Origin of the sequence: Halobacillus faecis, from assembly GCF_007991335.1 — a bacterium.
Classification (GTDB): Bacteria; Bacillota; Bacilli; order Bacillales; family Halobacillaceae; genus Halobacillus; species Halobacillus faecis.
On the sequence record NZ_BJYD01000004.1, the window covers coordinates 123,470 to 143,514 of the forward strand.

Annotated in this window: 28 protein-coding genes; 25 read left to right on the forward strand and 3 right to left on the reverse strand. The window is 44.6% G+C overall.

The annotated features are described in order from the left end of the window. The first annotated feature begins 104 nt into the window (after window positions 1-104). The 12 genes from HFA01_RS02460 (at window position 105) to HFA01_RS02515 (ending at window position 10,041) form a co-directional block, all read left to right on the forward strand. Window positions 105-758, forward strand: a complete 654-nt coding sequence (locus HFA01_RS02460; protein ID WP_146812990.1) for a DUF429 domain-containing protein — start codon at window positions 105-107, stop codon at window positions 756-758. 108 nt (window positions 759-866) lie between these two features. Next, window positions 867-1,637 (forward strand): putative hydro-lyase, encoded by a 771-nt coding sequence (locus tag HFA01_RS02465; RefSeq protein WP_146812991.1) that lies wholly within the window; start codon window positions 867-869, stop codon window positions 1,635-1,637. A 91-nt stretch (window positions 1,638-1,728) separates the two neighbouring features. Beyond that, on the forward strand, window positions 1,729-2,673 hold the full coding sequence (locus HFA01_RS02470) for a ribose-phosphate diphosphokinase (RefSeq protein WP_146812992.1): 945 nt from the start codon (window positions 1,729-1,731) through the stop codon (window positions 2,671-2,673). Window positions 2,674-2,826: 153 nt separating this feature from the next. Next, entirely contained in the window at window positions 2,827-3,171 is a 345-nt protein-coding gene (locus HFA01_RS02475; RefSeq protein WP_146812993.1) for a PadR family transcriptional regulator, read from the forward strand. Beyond that, entirely contained in the window at window positions 3,158-4,192 is a 1,035-nt protein-coding gene (locus tag HFA01_RS02480) for an HAAS signaling domain-containing protein (protein WP_146812994.1), read from the forward strand. Before HFA01_RS02475 ends, HFA01_RS02480 begins: the two co-directional genes overlap by 14 nt. Before the next feature lie 134 nt (window positions 4,193-4,326). Next, window positions 4,327-4,542 (forward strand): hypothetical protein, encoded by a 216-nt coding sequence (locus tag HFA01_RS02485; RefSeq protein ID WP_246139249.1) that lies wholly within the window; start codon window positions 4,327-4,329, stop codon window positions 4,540-4,542. Window positions 4,543-4,928: 386 nt separating this feature from the next. Further along, window positions 4,929-6,512 carry a BCCT family transporter gene (locus HFA01_RS02490; protein ID WP_146812995.1) on the forward strand — a complete coding sequence of 528 codons (1,584 nt, stop codon included), beginning with the start codon at window positions 4,929-4,931 and terminating at the stop codon, window positions 6,510-6,512. A 354-nt stretch (window positions 6,513-6,866) separates the two neighbouring features. Further along, on the forward strand, window positions 6,867-7,454 hold the full coding sequence (locus tag HFA01_RS02495) for a hypothetical protein (RefSeq protein ID WP_146812996.1): 588 nt from the start codon (window positions 6,867-6,869) through the stop codon (window positions 7,452-7,454). A gap of 190 nt (window positions 7,455-7,644) precedes the next feature. After that, the gene (locus HFA01_RS02500) at window positions 7,645-7,989 is read left to right on the forward strand and encodes a hypothetical protein (protein ID WP_146812997.1); all 345 of its coding nucleotides are present in this window, start codon (window positions 7,645-7,647) and stop codon (window positions 7,987-7,989) included. 158 nt (window positions 7,990-8,147) lie between these two features. After that, the gene (locus tag HFA01_RS02505; RefSeq protein WP_146812998.1) at window positions 8,148-8,816 is read left to right on the forward strand and encodes a type 1 glutamine amidotransferase domain-containing protein; all 669 of its coding nucleotides are present in this window, start codon (window positions 8,148-8,150) and stop codon (window positions 8,814-8,816) included. 61 nt (window positions 8,817-8,877) lie between these two features. Beyond that, window positions 8,878-9,159, forward strand: a complete 282-nt coding sequence (locus HFA01_RS02510) for a putative quinol monooxygenase (protein WP_146812999.1) — start codon at window positions 8,878-8,880, stop codon at window positions 9,157-9,159. A gap of 15 nt (window positions 9,160-9,174) precedes the next feature. Then, on the forward strand, window positions 9,175-10,041 hold the full coding sequence (locus HFA01_RS02515) for a LysR family transcriptional regulator (RefSeq protein ID WP_146813000.1): 867 nt from the start codon (window positions 9,175-9,177) through the stop codon (window positions 10,039-10,041). A gap of 42 nt (window positions 10,042-10,083) precedes the next feature. Here HFA01_RS02515 and HFA01_RS02520 read toward each other — a convergent pair whose 3' ends face one another. Both HFA01_RS02520 and HFA01_RS02525 read right to left on the reverse strand, forming a co-directional pair. Then, the gene (locus HFA01_RS02520; protein ID WP_146813001.1) at window positions 10,084-10,653 is read right to left on the reverse strand and encodes a DJ-1/PfpI family protein; all 570 of its coding nucleotides are present in this window, start codon (window positions 10,651-10,653) and stop codon (window positions 10,084-10,086) included. 187 nt (window positions 10,654-10,840) lie between these two features. After that, on the reverse strand, window positions 10,841-11,335 hold the full coding sequence (locus HFA01_RS02525; protein WP_146813002.1) for a GNAT family N-acetyltransferase: 495 nt from the start codon (window positions 11,333-11,335) through the stop codon (window positions 10,841-10,843). A 215-nt stretch (window positions 11,336-11,550) separates the two neighbouring features. On the opposite strand from HFA01_RS02525, the gene HFA01_RS02530 reads away from it, so the two are divergent. The 11 genes from HFA01_RS02530 (at window position 11,551) to HFA01_RS02585 (ending at window position 18,528) form a co-directional block, all read left to right on the forward strand. Beyond that, window positions 11,551-12,414: an AraC family transcriptional regulator gene (locus HFA01_RS02530; protein WP_146813003.1), complete on the forward strand. Its 864-nt coding sequence runs from the start codon at window positions 11,551-11,553 to the stop codon at window positions 12,412-12,414. A 113-nt stretch (window positions 12,415-12,527) separates the two neighbouring features. Further along, window positions 12,528-12,902 (forward strand): YhfM domain-containing protein, encoded by a 375-nt coding sequence (locus HFA01_RS02535; RefSeq protein ID WP_146813004.1) that lies wholly within the window; start codon window positions 12,528-12,530, stop codon window positions 12,900-12,902. A 56-nt stretch (window positions 12,903-12,958) separates the two neighbouring features. Further along, the gene (locus HFA01_RS02540) at window positions 12,959-13,288 is read left to right on the forward strand and encodes a VOC family protein (RefSeq protein WP_146813005.1); all 330 of its coding nucleotides are present in this window, start codon (window positions 12,959-12,961) and stop codon (window positions 13,286-13,288) included. A 12-nt stretch (window positions 13,289-13,300) separates the two neighbouring features. After that, window positions 13,301-13,801, forward strand: a complete 501-nt coding sequence (locus tag HFA01_RS02545) for an NUDIX hydrolase (protein ID WP_146813006.1) — start codon at window positions 13,301-13,303, stop codon at window positions 13,799-13,801. Beyond that, window positions 13,785-14,294 (forward strand): GNAT family N-acetyltransferase, encoded by a 510-nt coding sequence (locus tag HFA01_RS02550; RefSeq protein ID WP_167506136.1) that lies wholly within the window; start codon window positions 13,785-13,787, stop codon window positions 14,292-14,294. Before HFA01_RS02545 ends, HFA01_RS02550 begins: the two co-directional genes overlap by 17 nt. Window positions 14,295-14,558: 264 nt before the next feature. Continuing rightward, complete coding sequence (locus HFA01_RS02560) at window positions 14,559-14,708, forward strand: DNA mismatch repair protein MutT (protein WP_146813008.1); 150 nt, start codon at window positions 14,559-14,561, stop codon at window positions 14,706-14,708. Further along, complete coding sequence (locus tag HFA01_RS02565; RefSeq protein WP_146813009.1) at window positions 14,705-15,709, forward strand: SDR family oxidoreductase; 1,005 nt, start codon at window positions 14,705-14,707, stop codon at window positions 15,707-15,709. The genes HFA01_RS02560 and HFA01_RS02565 overlap by 4 nt, the downstream gene beginning before the upstream one ends. Before the next feature lie 96 nt (window positions 15,710-15,805). Continuing rightward, entirely contained in the window at window positions 15,806-16,639 is an 834-nt protein-coding gene (locus tag HFA01_RS02570; protein ID WP_146813010.1) for an alpha/beta fold hydrolase, read from the forward strand. An 8-nt stretch (window positions 16,640-16,647) separates the two neighbouring features. Further along, window positions 16,648-17,430, forward strand: a complete 783-nt coding sequence (locus HFA01_RS02575) for an SDR family oxidoreductase (RefSeq protein WP_146813011.1) — start codon at window positions 16,648-16,650, stop codon at window positions 17,428-17,430. Window positions 17,431-17,450: 20 nt separating this feature from the next. After that, on the forward strand, window positions 17,451-17,804 hold the full coding sequence (locus tag HFA01_RS02580) for a VOC family protein (RefSeq protein ID WP_146813012.1): 354 nt from the start codon (window positions 17,451-17,453) through the stop codon (window positions 17,802-17,804). A 10-nt stretch (window positions 17,805-17,814) separates the two neighbouring features. Beyond that, entirely contained in the window at window positions 17,815-18,528 is a 714-nt protein-coding gene (locus HFA01_RS02585; RefSeq protein WP_146813013.1) for an alpha/beta fold hydrolase, read from the forward strand. A gap of 61 nt (window positions 18,529-18,589) precedes the next feature. Here the strand turns inward: HFA01_RS02585 and HFA01_RS18790 are convergent, their stop codons facing one another. Continuing rightward, the gene (locus HFA01_RS18790; protein ID WP_167506137.1) at window positions 18,590-18,733 is read right to left on the reverse strand and encodes a hypothetical protein; all 144 of its coding nucleotides are present in this window, start codon (window positions 18,731-18,733) and stop codon (window positions 18,590-18,592) included. Window positions 18,734-18,885: 152 nt separating this feature from the next. Here HFA01_RS18790 and HFA01_RS02590 point away from each other — a divergent pair, with 152 nt between their 5' ends. Together HFA01_RS02590 and HFA01_RS02595 are read left to right on the forward strand one after the other, a co-directional pair. Beyond that, on the forward strand, window positions 18,886-19,689 hold the full coding sequence (locus tag HFA01_RS02590; RefSeq protein WP_146813014.1) for a metallophosphoesterase family protein: 804 nt from the start codon (window positions 18,886-18,888) through the stop codon (window positions 19,687-19,689). Continuing rightward, on the forward strand, window positions 19,631-20,038 hold the full coding sequence (locus tag HFA01_RS02595; protein ID WP_146813015.1) for an NUDIX hydrolase: 408 nt from the start codon (window positions 19,631-19,633) through the stop codon (window positions 20,036-20,038). The genes HFA01_RS02590 and HFA01_RS02595 overlap by 59 nt, the downstream gene beginning before the upstream one ends. Window positions 20,039-20,045 lie beyond the last annotated feature (7 nt).

Sequence of the window (20,045 nt, forward strand, 5' to 3'; positions counted from 1 at the left end):
ATAAATCACCACTCCAATAATGGTAGATTCTCTTAAACGCTGGCATTCATTCTGATGATAACGGAAAGGCTGAACGATCAGCGACCGTTCAAGGAGGCAAGCAGATGCAATATATAGGAATTGATTTATCCGGTCCCAGCAACACCAAGGACACCGTACTCGTTCATTTTACAAAGGAGAAGGACAAGCTATTTTACATAAAACATGAAACCCCGATGAATGACCATGCATTAATGACATACATTGAATCTCTAGCGAATACAGACTCTGTCACCATCGGCGTGGACGCTCCTTTATCCTATGAAGACGGGGGAGGGGACCGGGAAAGCGATCGATCCTTGAGAGCTTTCGTAACGAAGCTCGGCATGAAGGGAGCATCCATCATGCCGCCAACGATGATGCGCATGGTGTACTTATCATTGAGAGGGATCCGTTTGACAAGGGAAATCGAACGCCTTGCAACCAAATACGAGGTTCATATCGTGGAAGTTCATCCGGGAGCTGCCCTTGGCGCACGCATGGAGAGGATCGATGATGTTCTTCACTACAAGCAGGACCGCCCTACCCGGAAAAGGATATGGAGTTGGTTCGAAACACAACAATTCATTGGTATTCCGGAAGAAATGGCCGAGGAATCCCACACCATCGATGCCTGCGCTGCCGCACTTGCGGCCTGGCATTGGCAGGATCCTGTTCTTGAGCCAGCTTGGTTGTATAAAGCTTGTATCCCTCTGCACCCTTATGATTTTTGTTGTTAACCTTTTGGTGATGATCCCTAGGGAACTCTAAAAGGCAGGGTCATGTATAATAGAACTTAAGTTGCTATACGTCCAAGAAAGTTTGATCGAAAAGGAGACAAGATCATAATGGAGCCTTATAAAGTAAGAACGGCGATGCGAAATGAAGAAAAAAATGGTACAACATCCGGCTTCTGTGAAGGATATATTCAAACCAATATGGTGACTCTTCCGAAAGAATATGTCTTCGACTTCCTATTGTTCTGCATGAGGAACCCGAAACCGTGTCCCCTGGTGGAAGTGATGGAAGCAGGGCAGACAGCACCCCAAGTGGCGGATGCAGATATCCGGACAGACTTGCCGCGTTATCGGATTTACCGGGATGGAAAATTTTCTGAAGAGGTCTTGAATATCTCAGACGTGTGGAGGGAGGATTTTGTCACATTTCTGATCGGGTGCAGTTTCACTTTTGAAAAGGCGCTCCTTGATGGCGGCATTCCTTTATTTCATCAAGAACAGGAAAAAGTCGTCCCGATGTTCGATACCACCATTCCTTTAGATCCGGCCGGTATCTTCCAAGGGAATATGGTCGTCAGTATGCGAGCGATCCCGAATCATCTAATTGATCAAGCGCTCACTATTTCCGACCGGTTTGAACAGTCTCACGGAAGCCCTGTCCATATCGGGTCACCTGAAGAGATCGGCATCACCGATCTGCACAACCCGGATTATGGGGAAGCGGTCGATTTTGACCCTGCAGAAGCCACTCCCGTGTTTTGGGCATGTGGAGTTACACCACAAAATGCTGCACTCCAAGCGAAACCATCCATTATGATTACCCATGCACCAGGTCATATGCTGATTACCGACCAGTTGGACCCGAATTATGAAAATGGGTAACTCTTACCAAACGAGGTTTTGAACTTGCAACGAAGCCCTTGTAGTGATAAGTTTTTCTTAACAAAACCTTTACAAAACAGGAGCGATACATATGGATACACAATCACAGATGAAGCTTTTTACATTAAACTCCAATGAACCATTAGCTCAGGAAATTTCAGAGATCCTGGAGGTTCCTATTGGGAAAAGCAAGGTCGTCCGTTTCAGCGATGGAGAAGTCCAAATCAACATCGAGGAAAGTGTCCGTGGGGACGATATCTACTTGATCCAATCCACATCCCAGCCTGTCAATGAACATGTGATGGAAATGTTGATCATGGTCGATGCCTTGAAGAGGGCTTCTGCCAAAACCATCAATGTCGTCATTCCTTATTACGGATATGCCCGTCAGGATCGGAAAGCACGTTCACGTGAGCCGATCACAGCCAAGCTGATTGCCAATCTTTTGGAAAAGGCAGGCGCGGACAGAGTCATCTCGCTTGACTTACACGCACCGCAGATTCAAGGCTTCTTTAATATTCCGGTCGATCAGCTCCAGGGAATTCCGATTCTTGGGGAATACTTCAATACGAAAAACATTGAAGACCTTGTCGTCGTCGCACCTAATACAAGTGGCTTGAACCGGGTAAGGAAAATGGCCAACATCCTTGATGCCCCGCTCGCGTTCATCGATAAGCGGAAAGCGGAGCCCGGGGAACCAGAAATCCGTGATGTCGTCGGAGATGTCGAAGGCAAAAATGTCCTTATCGTTGACGATATGATGGATACAGCAGACACCGTAACCGTGGCAGCCGATATTCTCCATGAAAATGGAGTCAATGACATTTATGCCTGCGGTACACATGCGGTCTTATCCGATCCAGCCGTCATCAAAATTGAGCAATCACCAATCAAAGAATTGGTCATTACCAATTCCATCTTCCAGCCAGAAGAAAAACAGATTGATAAAATGACGATTCTTTCTGTCGCTCCTTTATTATCAGATGCCCTGCTGCGCGTTCAACGCGAAGATTCTGTGAGTGTATTGTTCGACTAATAGAAATAAGTCAAAACACCTCTTCCAAAAGAGGTGTTTTTTTGTGAGCCATTTTATTCAGCATTTTATAAATACAGTTGCACATACAATACTGTATGACATACACTAAGTATAGATAGTGTTTGTCGTACAGTATATGGAGGAGTGAATATTTTGAGTCAACTACTGAACTCACTGCTGACCGAACAGCGGAGGGGGAATTTAACGTTAGCGGTTTTAAGTCAGCTGCGTACCCCACAGTATGGGTATTCCCTCGTAAAACGATTAGAAGATTCGGGCATCACCATTGAACAAAGTACACTGTATCCTTTGCTCCGCAGGTTGGAAAAAAAGGATCTGGTCACGAGCAGCTGGGATACTTCAGAGTCTCGTCCTCGGAAGTATTATGTTTTGAGTGATTATGGGGAAGGTGTTTTTCAAACATTGAAGGAAGAATGGAAAAAAGCCACGAATGAATTGTTCCGTTTATTGGAGGAGGAGAACAATGAAATGGATTGATGTCTACTTACAAGAGGTCGAACGCCGGCTTCCGGAAAAGAACCGGGAAGACATCCTACTTGAAATCCGGTCTACCATCGAGGATATGCTCCCGGAGGACCCTACAGAGGAGGAGGTCAAAGGTGTCCTTCACGAATTGGGCGATCCTGTAAAGCTTGCGCAAGGATATAGTGAAAAACCGATGCATCTGATCGGCCCCTGTTATTATGATACCTATATTTCCCTCATTAAAATGATCCTGCCGATTGCGATCACGATTTCTTTGATTACCCTCGTCGCTGAGAATATTATGGGATCTGTTGATGAAGGCAGCTTGATATTAGTGATCCTCACGATTGTCGGTGAAGGTGTCTGGCGGGTAATTTCCGTCGGTATGCAAGTCTTTTTCTGGATTACGATTATTTTCGCCCTCATCGAGCGGGTGGACCTCGGCAAAGAAGACGAAGGTTTAGGGCCTCAACGGAAAAAATGGACGCCAGAAAATTTGAAAAAAGTTGCTCATGTCCCTAAGAAACGTGCAATCTCCCAATGGGAAGTGTATGGTGCTTTTCTATGGACAGCGATCTGGGGTACCGTTTACTTTCACGCCGACCAATTGCTGGGGATCTATGAAAACCAAGGCGCAGGACTCACCTTCATCACCCCGGCTCTGAATCAAGATGCCCTGCTCAGCTATTGGCCTGGAGTCGTCCTGGTCATTGGCTTGGAAATCGCTTTGGCCCTTTTGAAATTGTTGAAAAAAGAATGGACCAAAGGCGTCGTATGGTTCAATACCGTGCAGGAACTCCTATTCATAGGGATTTTCTTTTGGATCATTACTGACGAAAGACTGTTTCAACCAGCGTTCATCAGCTATATCGCAGACTTTTTCGGGGTGAATGCAGCGCAAGTCGAAAGCGGCCTCGCTTGGAGGATCGCTGCGATCTTTATCATTTTCGCTGTGTGGAATATCATTGACGGTTGGGTGAAATATAAAAAAGGAACGAAGAAGACGAAGGTGAGACATGAACTTGTTAAATGAGACGGATAAAAAGGTGACCCGGGATCCGGGGTCATCTTTTTTGTGTGACAACCAAAATATTCCTGTGAATGATACAATGGTAAAAGAGGTTGATATGTTGGGTCTATGGCTAATGATCGAGAGGAGTGGGGTCTTTGAACGATCGAATAAAATGGATGGTATTAACATTATGTACGTTAACGATTATTATCGGTATTTTTTTAGTAGGGACGGAGTCTTATTTCAATATCAAAGAAATCAATAATGCCAGTGATCAATGTTATGAAATCGGCGGGACTCCAGAAGTTGAAAGTGATTTTATGGGTATGAATTATTCATTTGAATGTCATACGGTCGAAGGCTCAGAGTAAATAGGGCTTTTATGGAAGTCCAACAATCTTTACCTCCCTTTTTAGTTGGAGTACATACTTTTAAACAGTTCATGTTAAGACATGGACTGTTTTTTTTATTTTTCATTCTTTTACTATGAACAAAAGGCTGCCAGCTCATATATTTAATGCTCACAGTTAACTAGAGTCCCAAAGCTTTCAAATGCTTACGAATCCTATCCATCCTTGCCCTCCTTCGATTTGACGAGTTGTACGAACATCTCTATAATTAGTCCCTATGTGTTAAAAAGGTCTCAAAACAAGAGGAGTATTCGTTTTCTGAACGTCTAAAGAACAAAGCCATAGTATTTCTTAAATATTTAAAAATAAATTAACTATCACAGGTTAGAAAACCTAGGAGGAAAATAATGAACGAAAAAACGAATAGGAGAACGAGAATTGACTGGATCACATTCAGCATCAGCGGAGGCTTTCTCGTCTTATTTTTACTATTGTCTCTATTAAACAAAGATCTGATGGGAGAATGGATCTCAAGCTCGTTCGACTTTTCTGTTACATTCTTTGGTGCCTTTTGGCAACTGCTGCTGCTTGCTACATTCGTAGTTGGCGTCGCGCTTGCCCTTTCGAAATATGGAAAAGTGAAATTAGGAAAAAAAGATTCACCGGAAAACGGCTGGTTCCGCTGGGTTTCCATGATCCTTTGTACATTACTAGCAAGTGGGGGCGTTTTCTGGGCAGCCGGAGAACCAATCTATCATTTCTTAACGACACCACCGCTTTTTGCGGATGAGGGGATGACAAGTGCGCAGGCCGTGGTCCCTGGTTTAGCGCAAAGCTTTTTCCACTGGGGTTTTACCGCATGGGCTTGTTTAGGTACGGTAGCTACAATTGTACTGATGTATGCGCACTATCATAAAGGATATCCGTTAAAACCACGGGCGATTTTGTATCCGATGGTAGGAGAGAGAATTTTTAACAAGAAAAGTGTCATCGGAGCTACAGCGGATATTGTTTCTGTCATTGCCGTAGCCGCTGGAACCATTGGGCCGATCGGCTTCTTAGGTTTACAAGTCGGTTATGCTCTCAATTATTTATTCAATATCCCGGATACCCTGTTCACTCAGTCACTCGTGATCATTTTCCTTGTGACCATCGCTGCCATTTCTGCAGCTTCAGGTGTGGATAAAGGGATTCAACTGCTCAGTCGTCTGAACGTAGGATTTGCTGTTGTTCTGATGATCGGCATGCTCATTCTAGGACCCACTATGTTTATCATCGATTCGTTCATCGCCGCAGAAGCTTTTCAACTTCAGAACTTTCTGCGTATGAGTCTTTACAGAGGCGATAGTGGCTGGCTCGGTTATTGGACCGTCTTCTTCTGGGGCTGGTTCCTCGGTTTCGGCCCAGCGATGGCGATGTTCATCAGCCGTATTTCCAGAGGTCGTACAATTCGAGAGCTGATTCTTGCCGTAGCGATCCTCGCTCCGATCGTAAGTAACTTCTGGTTTGCCGTTGTCGGAGGATCTGGATTGTTTTACGAGCTGGAATCACCGGGTGCTGTTTCTACAGCCTTGAATGAAACAGGCATGCCTGCCGCTGTCATGGCGATTATGGAACAAGTACCGTTCGGCATGGTCATGGCTGCTGGATTCTTAATTGTTACGATCATCTTCGTCGCAACCACAGCCGATTCAATGTCGTATTCCGTCGCTGTTACAATTACAGGAGATACCCATCCGCCACGTGTCCTTCGCGTCTTCTGGGCCCTGTTGTTTGGAGGAATCGCAGCAGCTCTACTCGGTATTGGTGAAAGCAGTATCCAAACACTGCAAAACTTTATCGTTGTTACCGCTGTTCCAGTTTCCCTTCTATTGCTTCCACCTGTCTGGCTGGCACCGAAAGTCGCGAAGCAGATGGCGAAGGAACAAGGACTGATTACGGAAAGAAGTGTACCTGTATCTGTTGAGGAAAAAGAACGTAAAACATCATAAATGAAGCCAAGCCGCTATTCTATCGTTTGTCTCAGATAGAATAGCGGTTTTTTTTTTGCAAGCCTTTCGACATGATGGTTCCAAATAATTGTGTAACTTGTATTTAAATTTTCTCCAGACCTTTGGGCAGGGGGGAGGTCTGCGGATGATTTAGATACATACGCTAATTAGTGGAGATGAAGTATCTTTTTCTGACTAAGTTTGTGGGTCAGGTTTTTTTTCTATTTTTCTAAGGTAGACCGTTTTACCCTATGATCTTCATTACTTCTTGGAATATGGTACAAGGAAGTGATAACTTTTAAGAATGCTAACAAAGCAAGACTATTTTTATGGATAATAGTTGGAGTTATTATTTTGGTTCTCCCTATTTTAATCAACCAACTTATGACGTTCCGTTGGTTCAAAGTTGTCGGTGATGAAGAAACCTGGATCGCTTTCTATGGGAGTTACATTGGTGGAATCATTGGAGGATTAATGACGCTCGCAGGTGTTCTGCTCACATTCAATTACCAAAGACATAATAAGCAACAGGAAGATGAAGTGAATGAACACAAAACGCTTCTCATGCTCTATCCGAAATTTCTTTTGATCAGATCAAATTTAAAGGACATTCGATTTTCTTTGGAAAACCATCATCAAATGATCGAAAAGGTACGCGAATGGAATAAAATCGAGCGTGATATGTTCAAATGGAGAATGAACAGGTTGGCAGAAAAACTTAACTTTCTGGAAGAAATAGATTCTAGTAAGCTCCTTCCAGAAACCATCGTAAAACTCATGGACTTGAACAGAGAATTAGAAAATATATATGTTGCCGTCTCTGTATTAGAGGGGAACTTTGAAAGTGGGTTTCCACCTGAAACATGGGAGGAATATTCTCGTGGAGTTAAGGGTGCTATTGACCTGTTGGATTTAACGATTAAGGACTTGATTATTCGTTAAAGTTTCGGTTCCACCGAATGAGAACTGTATTCGTGATCTCCTAACCAGGGTGTCTTACAAAGAATGCCTTCCTATTCTTTCTCAGGAGATTTGTTCTTCACTTGAGTGATACGGGAAGTTGTATCGTAGGTTTCCGCCTTTTCCTATTAGGGAAAATGGTTTTTATAAAACTTACTCAGGAGGAATCACAATGCCTAACGAAACAAAGCAAACCTTTCACATCACGGATTACAATGACTTCAACCGTGTCTGCGTAGAAAATGATGGACTAGCCTTTCCTGAACTCAAAAAAATGATGGAAGACTACATACTAAGTCAGGCCACGATGGAGTTTGAAGAATGCTGGATTCAGGATCAGCAGGTGGAAGAAGGGGAAGTCAGAACGGTCCAGGTCAATTTCGTGGATACGAACTCTAATAACTTTATCCGCCTCTGGGGTTCGAAAAACAATGAAACCGAAGAAGTGTTGAATATGAAAGTGGATGCAATGGATTTGAAGACAGAAGAGCTCGTTTATGAGCGTCAATTGGTATAAAGGATAGAGAGGGCTGACAATGGCAGCCTTCTTTTTTTGAAAGTTGAAGTATAAATATATTTATATATAACCGCACATTTACTAATTTGTATTATACCTGATGCCGTTCTACAATTAGACTCGTAAACAAATTCACTATCTCAGGAGGAATGAACAAAATGAGTAGACATATACTGATGGTCGTTACGACGGCGGATAAAATGAATGATGAGTTGGACACGGGTCTTTGGCTTTCTGAATTTGGGGAAGCTTACGTAGAATTTGCGAATAAAGGGTATGATATTACTGTCGCAAGCCCGAAAGGTGGGAAAGCGCCGGTGGATGATCGTAGTCTGGAAGGTGGCGAAACGTCCCAGGAAATTCTCGATACCGCGAAGTATTTGGAAGATACCGTGAAAATCGATGACGTCAAAGACGTTTCCAAGTTTGATGCGATCTTCTTGCCTGGTGGTCATGGAACGATGTTCGATCTTCCAGATAACAAGAAACTGCAAGAAACCATCCGTGACCTTTATGAAGCGGACAAAGTAGTGGCAGCGGTTTGTCATGGTCCGGCTGGTCTTGTCGGTGTGACGCTATCCGATGGTTCTCCGATTGTAAAAGGCCAAACGGTTACGGCGTTCACGGATGAAGAGGAGCGTGCTACGACATTGGATGAGTACATGCCTTTCTTGTTGGAAACGCGTCTGCGTGAGCTTGGTGCAGACTTCGTCGGTGAAGAAAATTGGGCGGACCACGTGCAAGGAACCGGCCACCTGATTACAGGCCAGAACCCTCAGTCAACCATCAGCGTTGCAAAAGCAGTCATCAACAAGCTCGAAAAATAAAGGAATACGGGGAGCCTGTGAGTTTGACTTGCAGGTTCTTTCGTGCTAAAGGAGACGAGTAATGATTACAATTAATGCAATAATTAAAGCAAAACAAGGTCAGGAACAAGCGCTTTTTGAGGAAATGAAAAAAGCTGTTGAACCATCACAATCAGAAGAGGGCTGTATGGAATATACTCTTCATCGTTCGTTGGACGATGAAGGCACTTTTGTTTTTTATGAAACGTGGAAAGATGAAACAGCTTTAAAGGCACACATCGAATCGGACCATTATCAAGCCTATCGAAAGGCGACAGCTGACTTGACCGATTCACGGACTGTTCATAAACTTCAAAAAGTGTAAGAGGGATCTGAATCCATGATTGATTTTGAATGGTATCGCAGTTTCATCAGTATTTACAAGCACGGTTCTGTATCCGCGGCTGCCAAAGCGCGGTTCATGACCCAACCGGCGATGAGTCAGCATTTAGCTGCACTGGAGTCAGAAGTCGGAGAACCGCTTTTTACTAGGGCACCAAGAAAAATGGTTCCGACAGATCGAGGGAAGGAATTGTACACGAAACTTGTGCCACTCATTGAGAACCTGGAAAGTACGACACAGGAGATTAAACAGACCTCCAACCATCCGTCCGAGATGCCTCTCCTCAAGCTGGGGTCACCGGTAGAGTTTTTTACAGGGAGAGTCCTGGATAAGGTCAGGTCTTTGGATATCCGGTACCTTATCCATTTTGGTACGGCGCCTACACTTCTGAATCAACTGATCAACGAAGAAGTCGATGTAATCATGACACCGCAGAAACAGACCGTTACCGGAATTGAATACACCTCATTGGAAGTGGAGACATTCGTTGTCGTGGCACCAAAAAATATAAAGGTGGAGGAAGAATGGAGTGACATCGAATCCTGGCTGCACGAGCAGTCCTGGCTGAGTTACGGACTCGATCTTCCAATCATTCGGCGGTATTGGCGCGAACATTTCAACAAAAGGCCGGATATTAAAGCGAAACATATCATCCCCAACCTGCAGTCGATCCTAAAGGCGATTGAAAAAGGAATGGGGGTGAGTGTGCTGCCGTTGTATTTGATTGAAGAAGCAGTAAAAGAAGGGAAGGTACAAATTCTCTTTCCTGAAGTATCGGTAGAAAATGCTCTTTACGCTGCTTACCGGATCGACCAGCGTGATGACCCGAATATCAAGACTATGATCCAACAGTGGAAAAAATAAGACCGTGTCCTCCTCAGGTAGAGAAGACACGGTCTTTGTGTTTTAGGAGTTGACGGTTGTTCCTTTTACCTGCTTCACAAACTCTTTCATAATGGAAGGCAAGTCTGGCCATGCGTGTCCGGAGATAAGATTGTCATCGACATAATTCATTTCATCCATATATTCGGCACCGATACTCTCTACTTCAGGTCGACATGCATGATAGGCGGTCATCTTACGTCCTTCTACAACATCAGCGATTGTCGTCAAAACAAGGCTGCCATGGCACATGACGCCAATCGGTTTTTCGGCGATGAAGAAATGGCTGACGATTCCCGGGAGATCATCGTGCATGCGAATATGTTCCGGGGCACGGCCACCTGGAATGATCAGCGCATCATAATCATTCGGGTCGACTTGTTCGAAAGTCATGTTTGAGTCAATCATGTATCCTTTTTTCTCGGTGTACGTTTCCCAGTCTTCAAAATCGTGGATAACCGTATTTAGTTTCTTCTTGTGAGGTGCGGCAATATCGACATCAAAACCTTCTTCCAAGCAGCGGAAATAAGGATAGTAAACTTCTAAAGCCTCGACAGCATCTCCGGTGACGATCAACACTTTCTTTGCAGTCATCTTTCACCCTCCTAAAGTAGAATTACATAAGGTGTAGTACCCTTATTTTCATCTTTGATAACCACATTTTTACACCAATCCCAGGAACATGGTGATGCTTCATGGATGGCTTATGATCGAGGGAGCGTTCCCTGTTAGGAGAGTAAAAGCATCCTTATTTTGATTTTTGAGCCCCTGTATTTTTTGCTTAAGTTAATGAATACTGATAAAACTTTTTGTCGACTTGTAATAGGGGGAAATTCTTAGGTAATTCTTCAATCCCTATACTCGTAAAGCCATGCTTTTTGTAGAATCGATGGGCCGCTAGAAATTGTGGAGTCGTTCCAAGAAACACTGATTTTATGGAGTTCTCCTTCATCCATGTGATTGCACGGTCCAATAATAGATGTGCCGTTTTATATCTTTTTCCTCTGAAGTTTTTATCTACAAACATTTTCCTTAATGCGACTTGGTTATTTCCTATATCTAATAGACTAATGGTACCAACAACCTGATCTTTAAAAACAGCCACCCAAAAATTCCCGTGGCCTTTTTGGTAAAAATCTTTTATGGTAAACAAATCCGGCTGCTCTTCTTTTGTGATCGGGATGTTGTATTCTCGCTGTTGTATTTGAAGAATTAAATCAACGACTTGATCTTGATGCTCGTTAGAATATGGTTTCACTATGGGAATCTCATTCAAAAAAAATACACCGCCTCTATAATGAACTGTTTTTTTATTCTACTATAAAATACTTTTTAAAACGCACTGGACCCAACTAAACTGGATTAAGAAGAAGAACCCAACCTTCGTTTGCGTTCCAATACTTTTCAGGTGAAAACCTGACAACAGGAAGCACTCGCTGTCAAGTTTTCGTGGTAAGGTATGGTTAGAATGAAACGGAGGGAGGGGATGCCATGACTTGGATCCAGTCAATGCAGAAAGCGATTGACTTCATGGAACAGCACTTACTGGAAGACATCTCCATGGAAGAAATCGCACAGGTTGCTCATACCTCACCATTCCATTTCCAGCGCATCTTCAGCCTGCTTACAGACACAACGGTTGCGGAATATATGCGAAGGCGGAGGTTGACGTTGGCCGCACAGGAATTGAGAAAAGGGGAGAGGAAAATCATTGATGTGGCCTACACATATGGCTATGAAACTCCCGAGTCTTTTTCCCGAGCGTTCCGGAAACAGCATGGCATCTCACCACGAGAAGCGCGAAGTTACCGAGGGAAGATGACCGCATACAACCGCCTGGTCATACAGGTGAATTTAAAAGGAGCTGATCCGATGGAGTATGAAGTGGTGGAAAAAGATGCGTTTCAAATTGTCGGTGTGAAGGAGCAGTTTTGTTGTGTTGGAGAAGAGGAGAATGTGAAAGGGATTCCTGAGATGTGGGATCGAGTGAATGGGGATGGCACCGACCTGAAGTTGTTGAAGCATAACAATGGATCGGTTAAAGGTCTGCTTGGTGTCTGTGAAGATAAGAATGAGGATAAACCGAACCATATCGATTATTGGATTGCAGTCGCTCATGAAGGTGGAGAAGTCGAGGGCTTGGAATCTTTAGACGTTCCAAAAGCAAAGTGGGCGGTTTTCGGTGTTCGTGGTGCCATGCCGCATGCTATGCAGGAAACGTGGAAGAAGATCTATTCGGAATGGTTTCCATCGAGCGGCTATGAAAATGCCGGTGGTCCAGAACTCGAAGTCTATCACGATGGGAACCCGAACAGTGAAGATTATTACTCGGAAATATGGATTCCAGTCAAATAAGCAGGAAAAGCACAGTCCATTGTCGGATTGTGCTTTTTCTTTTAGAATAAAGGATTTTATTGCCAAAATGTAGAAGGTAAAAAGTATCAATCCTAATCAAATGGAGGGAAGTCGTGAGGTCATTTTTTCTGTTTCTCGCTGTTTTCCTAGCCTCATGTTCCCCACTATCTGCACGCATGCCTGGGGAAGTGACCATTCATGAAATGGAAAGTTTTGAAGAAGAGAAACAAGGCGAAGCATTCGTCATCTCTGATAAAGTAGATATTCGAAAATTTCAAGCGGGAATCTGGGGTACAGGCAAGGAAACCGGGGCTGTTGACCTTCCGCATCCTGAGTTTTCTTTTACATTAGGGAAAGAGTCTTATTTTTTATGGTTGGAGTCAGGGTTCATCATGAACCGAAAGAATACCCATATCCTTTACAGGTTGAAGGAACGGGATCGTGGAAACCTAAAAAGGGTCATTGTGGAGAGGAAGGGCAGACCGTGAGCTTTTTTACAGGAGTCTATCAAATCAATGTGAGAGTAAAAGAAATCTAAAAGGCTGTGGAATGGTACGAGGACATCCTTGGTTTACGTGTTTTGAAAGATTACGGAAAGACCGTTGTTCTGGAGCATGATGGAGGGATACATGTCTGCCTGATTGAAAAGCCTCCACACATAGAACTTCCTGACAACCTGAAAGGAACACATCCTGTATTCAGCATTTCTCCAGGCAACATAGAAGATTGCAAAACAGCCCTGTTGGATCGTGGCGTGGTCGTCTTAGAGGGTGGCAGTAAAGGCCATTTCAAATTCAGAGATTTGGATGGAAATCTATTAGAAGCTTATTTACCGGGGCTTTATGAGGAAGACCGGTTCAAGCCGTATCGTTGAGGAGGGGAAGGTTTGGAAGTCGGTTATACCATATGTTTCATCAAGCGTGAAGATGAATTGCTGCTGTTGAATCGAAACTCGCCTCCCGTTCAGGGGATGTGGAACGGTGTAGGAGGAAAAATAGAGGATGGAGAGACACCCCTTTCCTGTGTGCAGCGTGAAGTGGCAGAAGAAACAAATCTGTTCCTTGAAGAACATCTATTCGAATATAAAGGGACCATTTCCTGGGCAATAGATGGGGGGAGATCAGGCGGGATGGAGACGTTTCTCGTGACGATCCATGATGATGACCTCTATCCTGTGCCTGTCGAAATCGATGAAGGCATTTTAAGTTGGAAAAAAGTGTCCTGGATCCTTTCAGGAGACAATCATGGGGTTAGTCCGATGATCCCTTATTATTTACATACAGTATTGAATGAGAATCAAGAAGTTCATCACCATTTTACAGTAGATCATGGAAAAATCGTTGAATACGTCAAAGGGGAGGAGAGAGAGCATGTTTTTGTTCCGTGAGTTGAAACAAGAAGACTGGAAAAAGATCCATACCTATGCATCAAAACCGGAGGTCTCCCAATATCAGTCGTGGGGCCCGAATTCTGAAAAGGATACACAGGACTATGTCCAGCACTTGGTCCATGAAATCAGGCAGCCCGAACCCCAAAAACATGCGTGGGCCATTTTACGTGAGGTGGATGAAGAGCTCGTAGGTGTTGCGGAATTGGCGATTTTGGATACCTATCATCAAGTGGGCGAAATAGCTTACATCCTACATCCCGACGAATGGGATCGGGGCATGGGGACAGAAGTGGCGATAAGATTGATTGGCGACGGATTCCGAACTTTCCAGCTACAGCGAATCCAGGCGACTTGTCATCCTGAAAACAAAGGTTCGATCAGGGTGTTGGAGAAGTGCGGCATGGAGATGGAAGGGCGTTTGCGTGGTCACTTGAAAATGAAAGAGGGGCGTCGCGATTCCCTGCTCTATAGTGTGTTGAACGATGGATAAGTGGCAAGGAGCAGCGGCTGTCTGTATCAATGAGAAAAACGAACTTTTGATGGTTCTTCAGGGAAATCCGTAAGAAATAAAACCATGGACATCCCTTCCGGAGGGGTGTTAGAAGGGGAAAGTTTGGAACAGTGCTGCGAGAGAGACGTTGGAAGAAACAGGGTATCTCATCCGTGTGGGTGAAAGCTGCAAACGAAGAGAGGAAGGATCGGGAAGACGGATATCTATTTCGAATACTTTTCCTGCAGGGTTACTGGCGGAACGATGCAGATCCAGGGCCCAGATCACTTGATCCATGAGATTCGTTGGGTTTCAGAAGAAGCGTTGACCGAATTGCATCTATCTTTTCCTGAAGACCAGCCCCTTTTAAATCAGATGCTGCAAAAACAGAAGGAAGGAGTGGATGGAACATGAAGATGCTTGTCATTGGCGGGACGAAATTTCTTGGAAGGCATATCGTTGAATCAGCTTTGGACGAGGGTCATGAGGTGACGTTATTTCATAGAGGCAAGACCAACCCGGGTTTATTTGAAGAGGTGACCAACATTTTCGGAGACAGGGAAAAACGGGAGGACCTGAAAAAGCTGGGCGAGCAGAAATGGGATGCGGTCATAGATACGTGTGGATATAAACCTTCCACTGTATCGAAGAGTCTGGATGTCCTTGCCGCCTGCACGAAGAAGTACATGTTCATCTCCACCATATCTGTCTATCCGGATTTGACGGCTGTTCATAATTTGGAAGAAACAGTAGAATCGATGACTTTGACACAGGAAGAACTGGAACGAGCGGAACAAACAGAAGCGTTTGAACCAGCCTTATATGGACCATTGAAAGCGCATTGTGAGCAGGAAGTGCAAAACCGGATCAAAGATAAAGGGGTCATCATCCGCCCGGGATTGATTGTCGGTCCTCATGATCCGACTGATCGTTTTACATACTGGCCTTCAAGGATTGAGGAAGGAGGGGAAGTGCTCGCTCCCGGCAGAAAGGACCAACAGATTCAGTTCATTGATGTAAGAGATTTAGCGGATTGGATTGTCCATCTGTCTGCTTCTGTACACACAGGTGTCTTCAATGCCAACGGTCCTGAATCCAAGCTGACGATGCAACATTTACTAGAAACGTGTGCCTCGATGCTTAATGAAGAGGTGTCTTTGACATGGGTACCCGCACCGTTTTTGACAGATGAAGGCCTACAGCCGTGGAAAGACCTTCCCGTCTGGATTCCGACAGAAAAAGATTTCAGTCAGGATGTGTCGAAAGCGATTCAGTGTGGGTTGGAATTCCGTCCGTTAAAAGAAACCATCTTGGACACGTACCGCTGGGACAAGCAAAGAGTGGAGGGTGTGACAGGGGCAGGATTGACAAGGGAACAAGAAGCAGCCGTTTTGAAAAAGTGGCATAGACAATGAATCGGTCCATTGGCTTTTAGGAAATCGAATTACAGCAAGGTTTCATTGGAAGAACAAAAGCATGGAACCAATGAGCTAAACATTTAGGAGGACCGTATGGAACGTTATTTTATAAAAGTCAGAGACAAAAAAGTCCGTGTTACCGAATGGGGAGAAAAGAGTCATCCGGTTATTTTCTGTTTACATGGACTAGGATCGACGAGTCTCAGCTTTATCGAAATCGCGGAAGCCTTGCAAAACGAATACCATGTCATCTCTATAGACGTCCCTGGACATGGGCGGACAGACCCTTTTGACACAGGGGAAGAGTATGAAATGAAAGCAATGGTCCGCTGGTTGAAGGAAGTACATCACGAGTTGAACCTTGAAAGATTCTATTTTCTCTCTCATTCATGGGGAAGTTTCCTCGCTTTATTTTATGTTGATGCTTATCCAAACGATGTGTTGGGGAGCATCCTTCTGGACGGTGGATATCAGACGAAGCGTTTGGGAAATCAAACCGTCCAAGAGGAAGTGGCATTTTATGAAGGAGACTTCGAGGAATCGGTGGATAGTTGGGAAACGTTTTTAGATCACGCCGTCTTTGCACCGGGTGCCCGACGGTCAGATTCATTGAAGCTTGCTGCAGAAGACCTCGCTTTGAAAAAAGGTGGCAGGTTTTATTGGCATGCCAGAGGCCGAACCGCGGCGTCGATGGTACGAGCGATGTACAAAGATGAAACCGCAGACCTTTATCACCGACTGCCTTCGGATTTGCTTTTATTACGAGCCACTCAACCGGAGAGTATGGAGACGCAAAGGAAGAAAACCGCTTCTATTTTTGAAAAAGAAACAGGGGCCGAGGTCGTGGAGGTGCCGGAAGCTTCTCACATGCTTCACTGGGATCGTCCCCGACTGGTCGTTCAATACATAAGAAATCAATGGAGTTGAAACATTTCATGAAAAATTTAAAAGGGAAAGTTGCCATTGTCACAGGCGTGAGTCGTGAGAATGGAATTGGAACAAGTACGTGCTATAGACTCGCTGAGGCAGGAGCGGATATCTTTTTTACTCATTATCGACCCTATGATGAAACCGATGGAGAAGGAGTAGAAGAACATTGGCCGGAAACGCTTGCGAAACAGCTGGATGAAAAAGGGGTTCGAGTCGCTCACATGGAAGCGGATTTGAGGGATGAAGACCTGCCGCAGAAGTTATTAGAAAAGGTCGTAAAAGAAGTCGGCGTGCCCTCGATTCTCGTCCATAATGCTACATACAGTGTGAACTCGAACTACAAGGATTTGACTTCAGACCTGCTCGATCATCACTATGAAATCAATAATAAAGGACCGATCCTGCTGACACAGGCCTTCGCCAAGTTATATGAGAAAACGTTCCAGTCTGATGAAGAAGAAGGAAGCATCGTCTTTTTGGTATCCGGAGGCCCGGACCCGGATCATCTTGCTTATATAGCTACGAAAGGTGCTTTAAAGGCGATTACCCCGCCTCTAGCCACAGGACTTGCGCCCAACGGAATCAATGTGAATGCCGTCGATCCTGGCCCGACGAATACGGGCTGGATGGATCAGGAAACGAAAGAAGGTCTTCTGCCCTTATTCCCTAAAGGGCGCCTCGGAACCGCGGATGATGCGGCCAAGCTGATTCGATTCCTTGTGAGCCCGGATGCTTCGTGGGTCACAGGGCAGGTTATCCATTCGGACGGTGGATTTTTAGGTCGATAAGAATAAAGGAGGACGATCCGATGAAAAGTCCGATTCAAAACGAAGTAGGAGCCATTTTTGTCCCAGTCAAGGACATTGAAAAAGCACGTGACTGGTACTGCGATTTGCTTAGTGTTCCAACGGAAGAGGACTTTCCAGGCGGTCATCTTTACGTTTTACCTATGAAACATGCAAGGGTCGTGCTGGATAGCAAGATTTATTCAGAAGAAGCGGTGTTTAAAGCCACGGCCTTTCATTTCAACACAGCAGACATCGAGGCTGCTTACACGTATATGAAAGAAAAAGGAATCGATGTTGTTTCTGACATTCAATTCGGCCATTTTTTCAATTTCAAGGACCCAGATGGCAATCTACTGATGATTCGTAAATGCTAGGAGGAGAACGATGATTTTACATACAGATGTGGTCGGAGACGGGGAACCACTCGTCTTTCTGCACACCGGCTTACAAACGGGTAAAACGGACTTTGATAAGCAGCGGGAGTATTTCTCCTCGAAATACCAGGTGATTTCGCCTGATTTACGGGGGCATGGGGAATCTCCGTCTGATGATTTGGATGACTATTTCATTCAGGCGGCCGATGATTTGGCAGAAACGCTGAGTTCCTTGGAAATCCAAAGAGCTCATATCGCTGGGTGTTCATTCGGAGCACTCGTAGCCATCTTTCTAGCAAAAAGACACCCTGAATTTGTGCGGACTTTGGCGATTTCTGGAGTGACACCAGTTAAGCCGGAAAATTGGAAATCTATGAATGAAGAAGAGTCAAAGTTCCGCACAAACCTATTAAATGACGAAGAAACATGTGCCTATTTCGATTCTCTCCACGGAGAAGGATGGCAACGGTTTATTTATATGGGGGAGGACGATGATTGGTACCCATTTGAAGCCATCCGTTCCATACAGACACTGACCATGCCCATCCTGTATGTAATCGGAGAAGGGCTAGAGCATGAGATTCACGGCTTGTTGGATTACAAAGAACAATCGGATTCTGTTCATACAGCCGTTCTACCTTTTGCTTCTCACTTGGTCCATACAGAACAACCTGATTTATACAATAAGACGTTGGAAGTGTTCCTTTCCAATTGCGAATCCTAGTGGCTTTTGTGGCATAGAATGAAGAAAAACCGACCAGTCAAGTTTCAATTTCAAATGGTGATTATACGATTCTTCTAATGTTCATCGTACGAATATCCATCATGTGGGTGGACTGGTCTTTATCATCGATCCATAAAAAGGAAATCATTGTCCAAGTTGAGTGCTGCATTGTCTGAAGTGAACTAGACAAAAACGCCTGTGCCAATAAATCTTCCTGCTGACACTTCTATGCCGTCTCCGGTCGAAACATATCAATCACCTCCTTCCATCAAAGAAGGATATTCTATGAAAATTCATCGTTCATATCTTGGACGGGTGTGTACACTTCTCTGTTAAATAAGGAAGGAGGTTCTCGGGATGAAACGGCTGGCTGTGATGACGGATGTGCATGGAAACATGTATGCCTTGCAGGCCGTCCTTCGCGATTTAAAAAAACAGCGTATAGATACTACATTTTGCACGGGTGACCTGATCGGGATCGGTCCTTTTTCCAATCAAGTGTGTGAAAGGCTGTATTCTTTGAAGGACATGAATATTGTCAGAGGGAATCATGACGAAGCTGTGCTTGCTTTGATGAAGGGTGACCCTTATCCTGAAAGTAGGATTGATGTGCAAGAGCATCATCAGTGGGTGGCCGATCATTTGTATAAACGATATGCGAAGTGGATTGAAAACCTGCCGAGACAGATGGTGAAAGAGATTGAAGGACGGTCGTTTCAATTTACCCATTATCCGATGGACGCAAAGTCAAGTCTGCTTCCCATCAGTGAAGATCCGTTTGACCAACTGGTGCCACCCAATGGAGAAAACTTTTCGCAGTTGGAAGAGTTAGAAGCGGGGACGGTGCTATGCTTTGGTCATGACCATGATGTCCACCATTTTTCCATGAACGATCGAGTATTTTTCAATCCAGGGGCTTTGGGTTGTAACAACGTACCTTATGCACGCTATGGAATCATTGAAGTAGAGGATGGAAATGTCCGATTCATCAAGCGTCAAGTGCCTTATCCCATGGCTACATATTTAGAACGCTTAAATCGAATCGACTTCCCGCGTAAGGAAGTGATTCTGAAGCTTTTTCAAAAAAATAGGAGGACCCATCATGACCCCACCGAAACATATCGTATCAGCAGCGACCATTATAACGAATCAAGAAAATGAAGTGCTTCTAATCAAAGGACCGAAGCGGGGCTGGGAGATGCCTGGAGGTCAAGTGGAGGAAGGCGAATCTTTAAAAGCGGCCGCGATCAGAGAAACGAAAGAAGAGTGCGGATTGGAAGTTGAAGTCACAAGGTTTTGTGGCGTGTTCCAAAACGTCGATCGTTCCATTTGCAACACGTTATTCTTAGGGAAAGTGGTAGGCGGAACACTCAGGACGACAGATGAAGCGTTGGAAGTCGGTTTCTTTCCATTGGAGAAAGCACGTGAAATGGTGACATGGGGCAACTTCTGGGAGAGAATTGAGCTCTGTTTAGATGAAAGCCGTCAGCCATTTTTAGTGGATTTTTGATATTCAG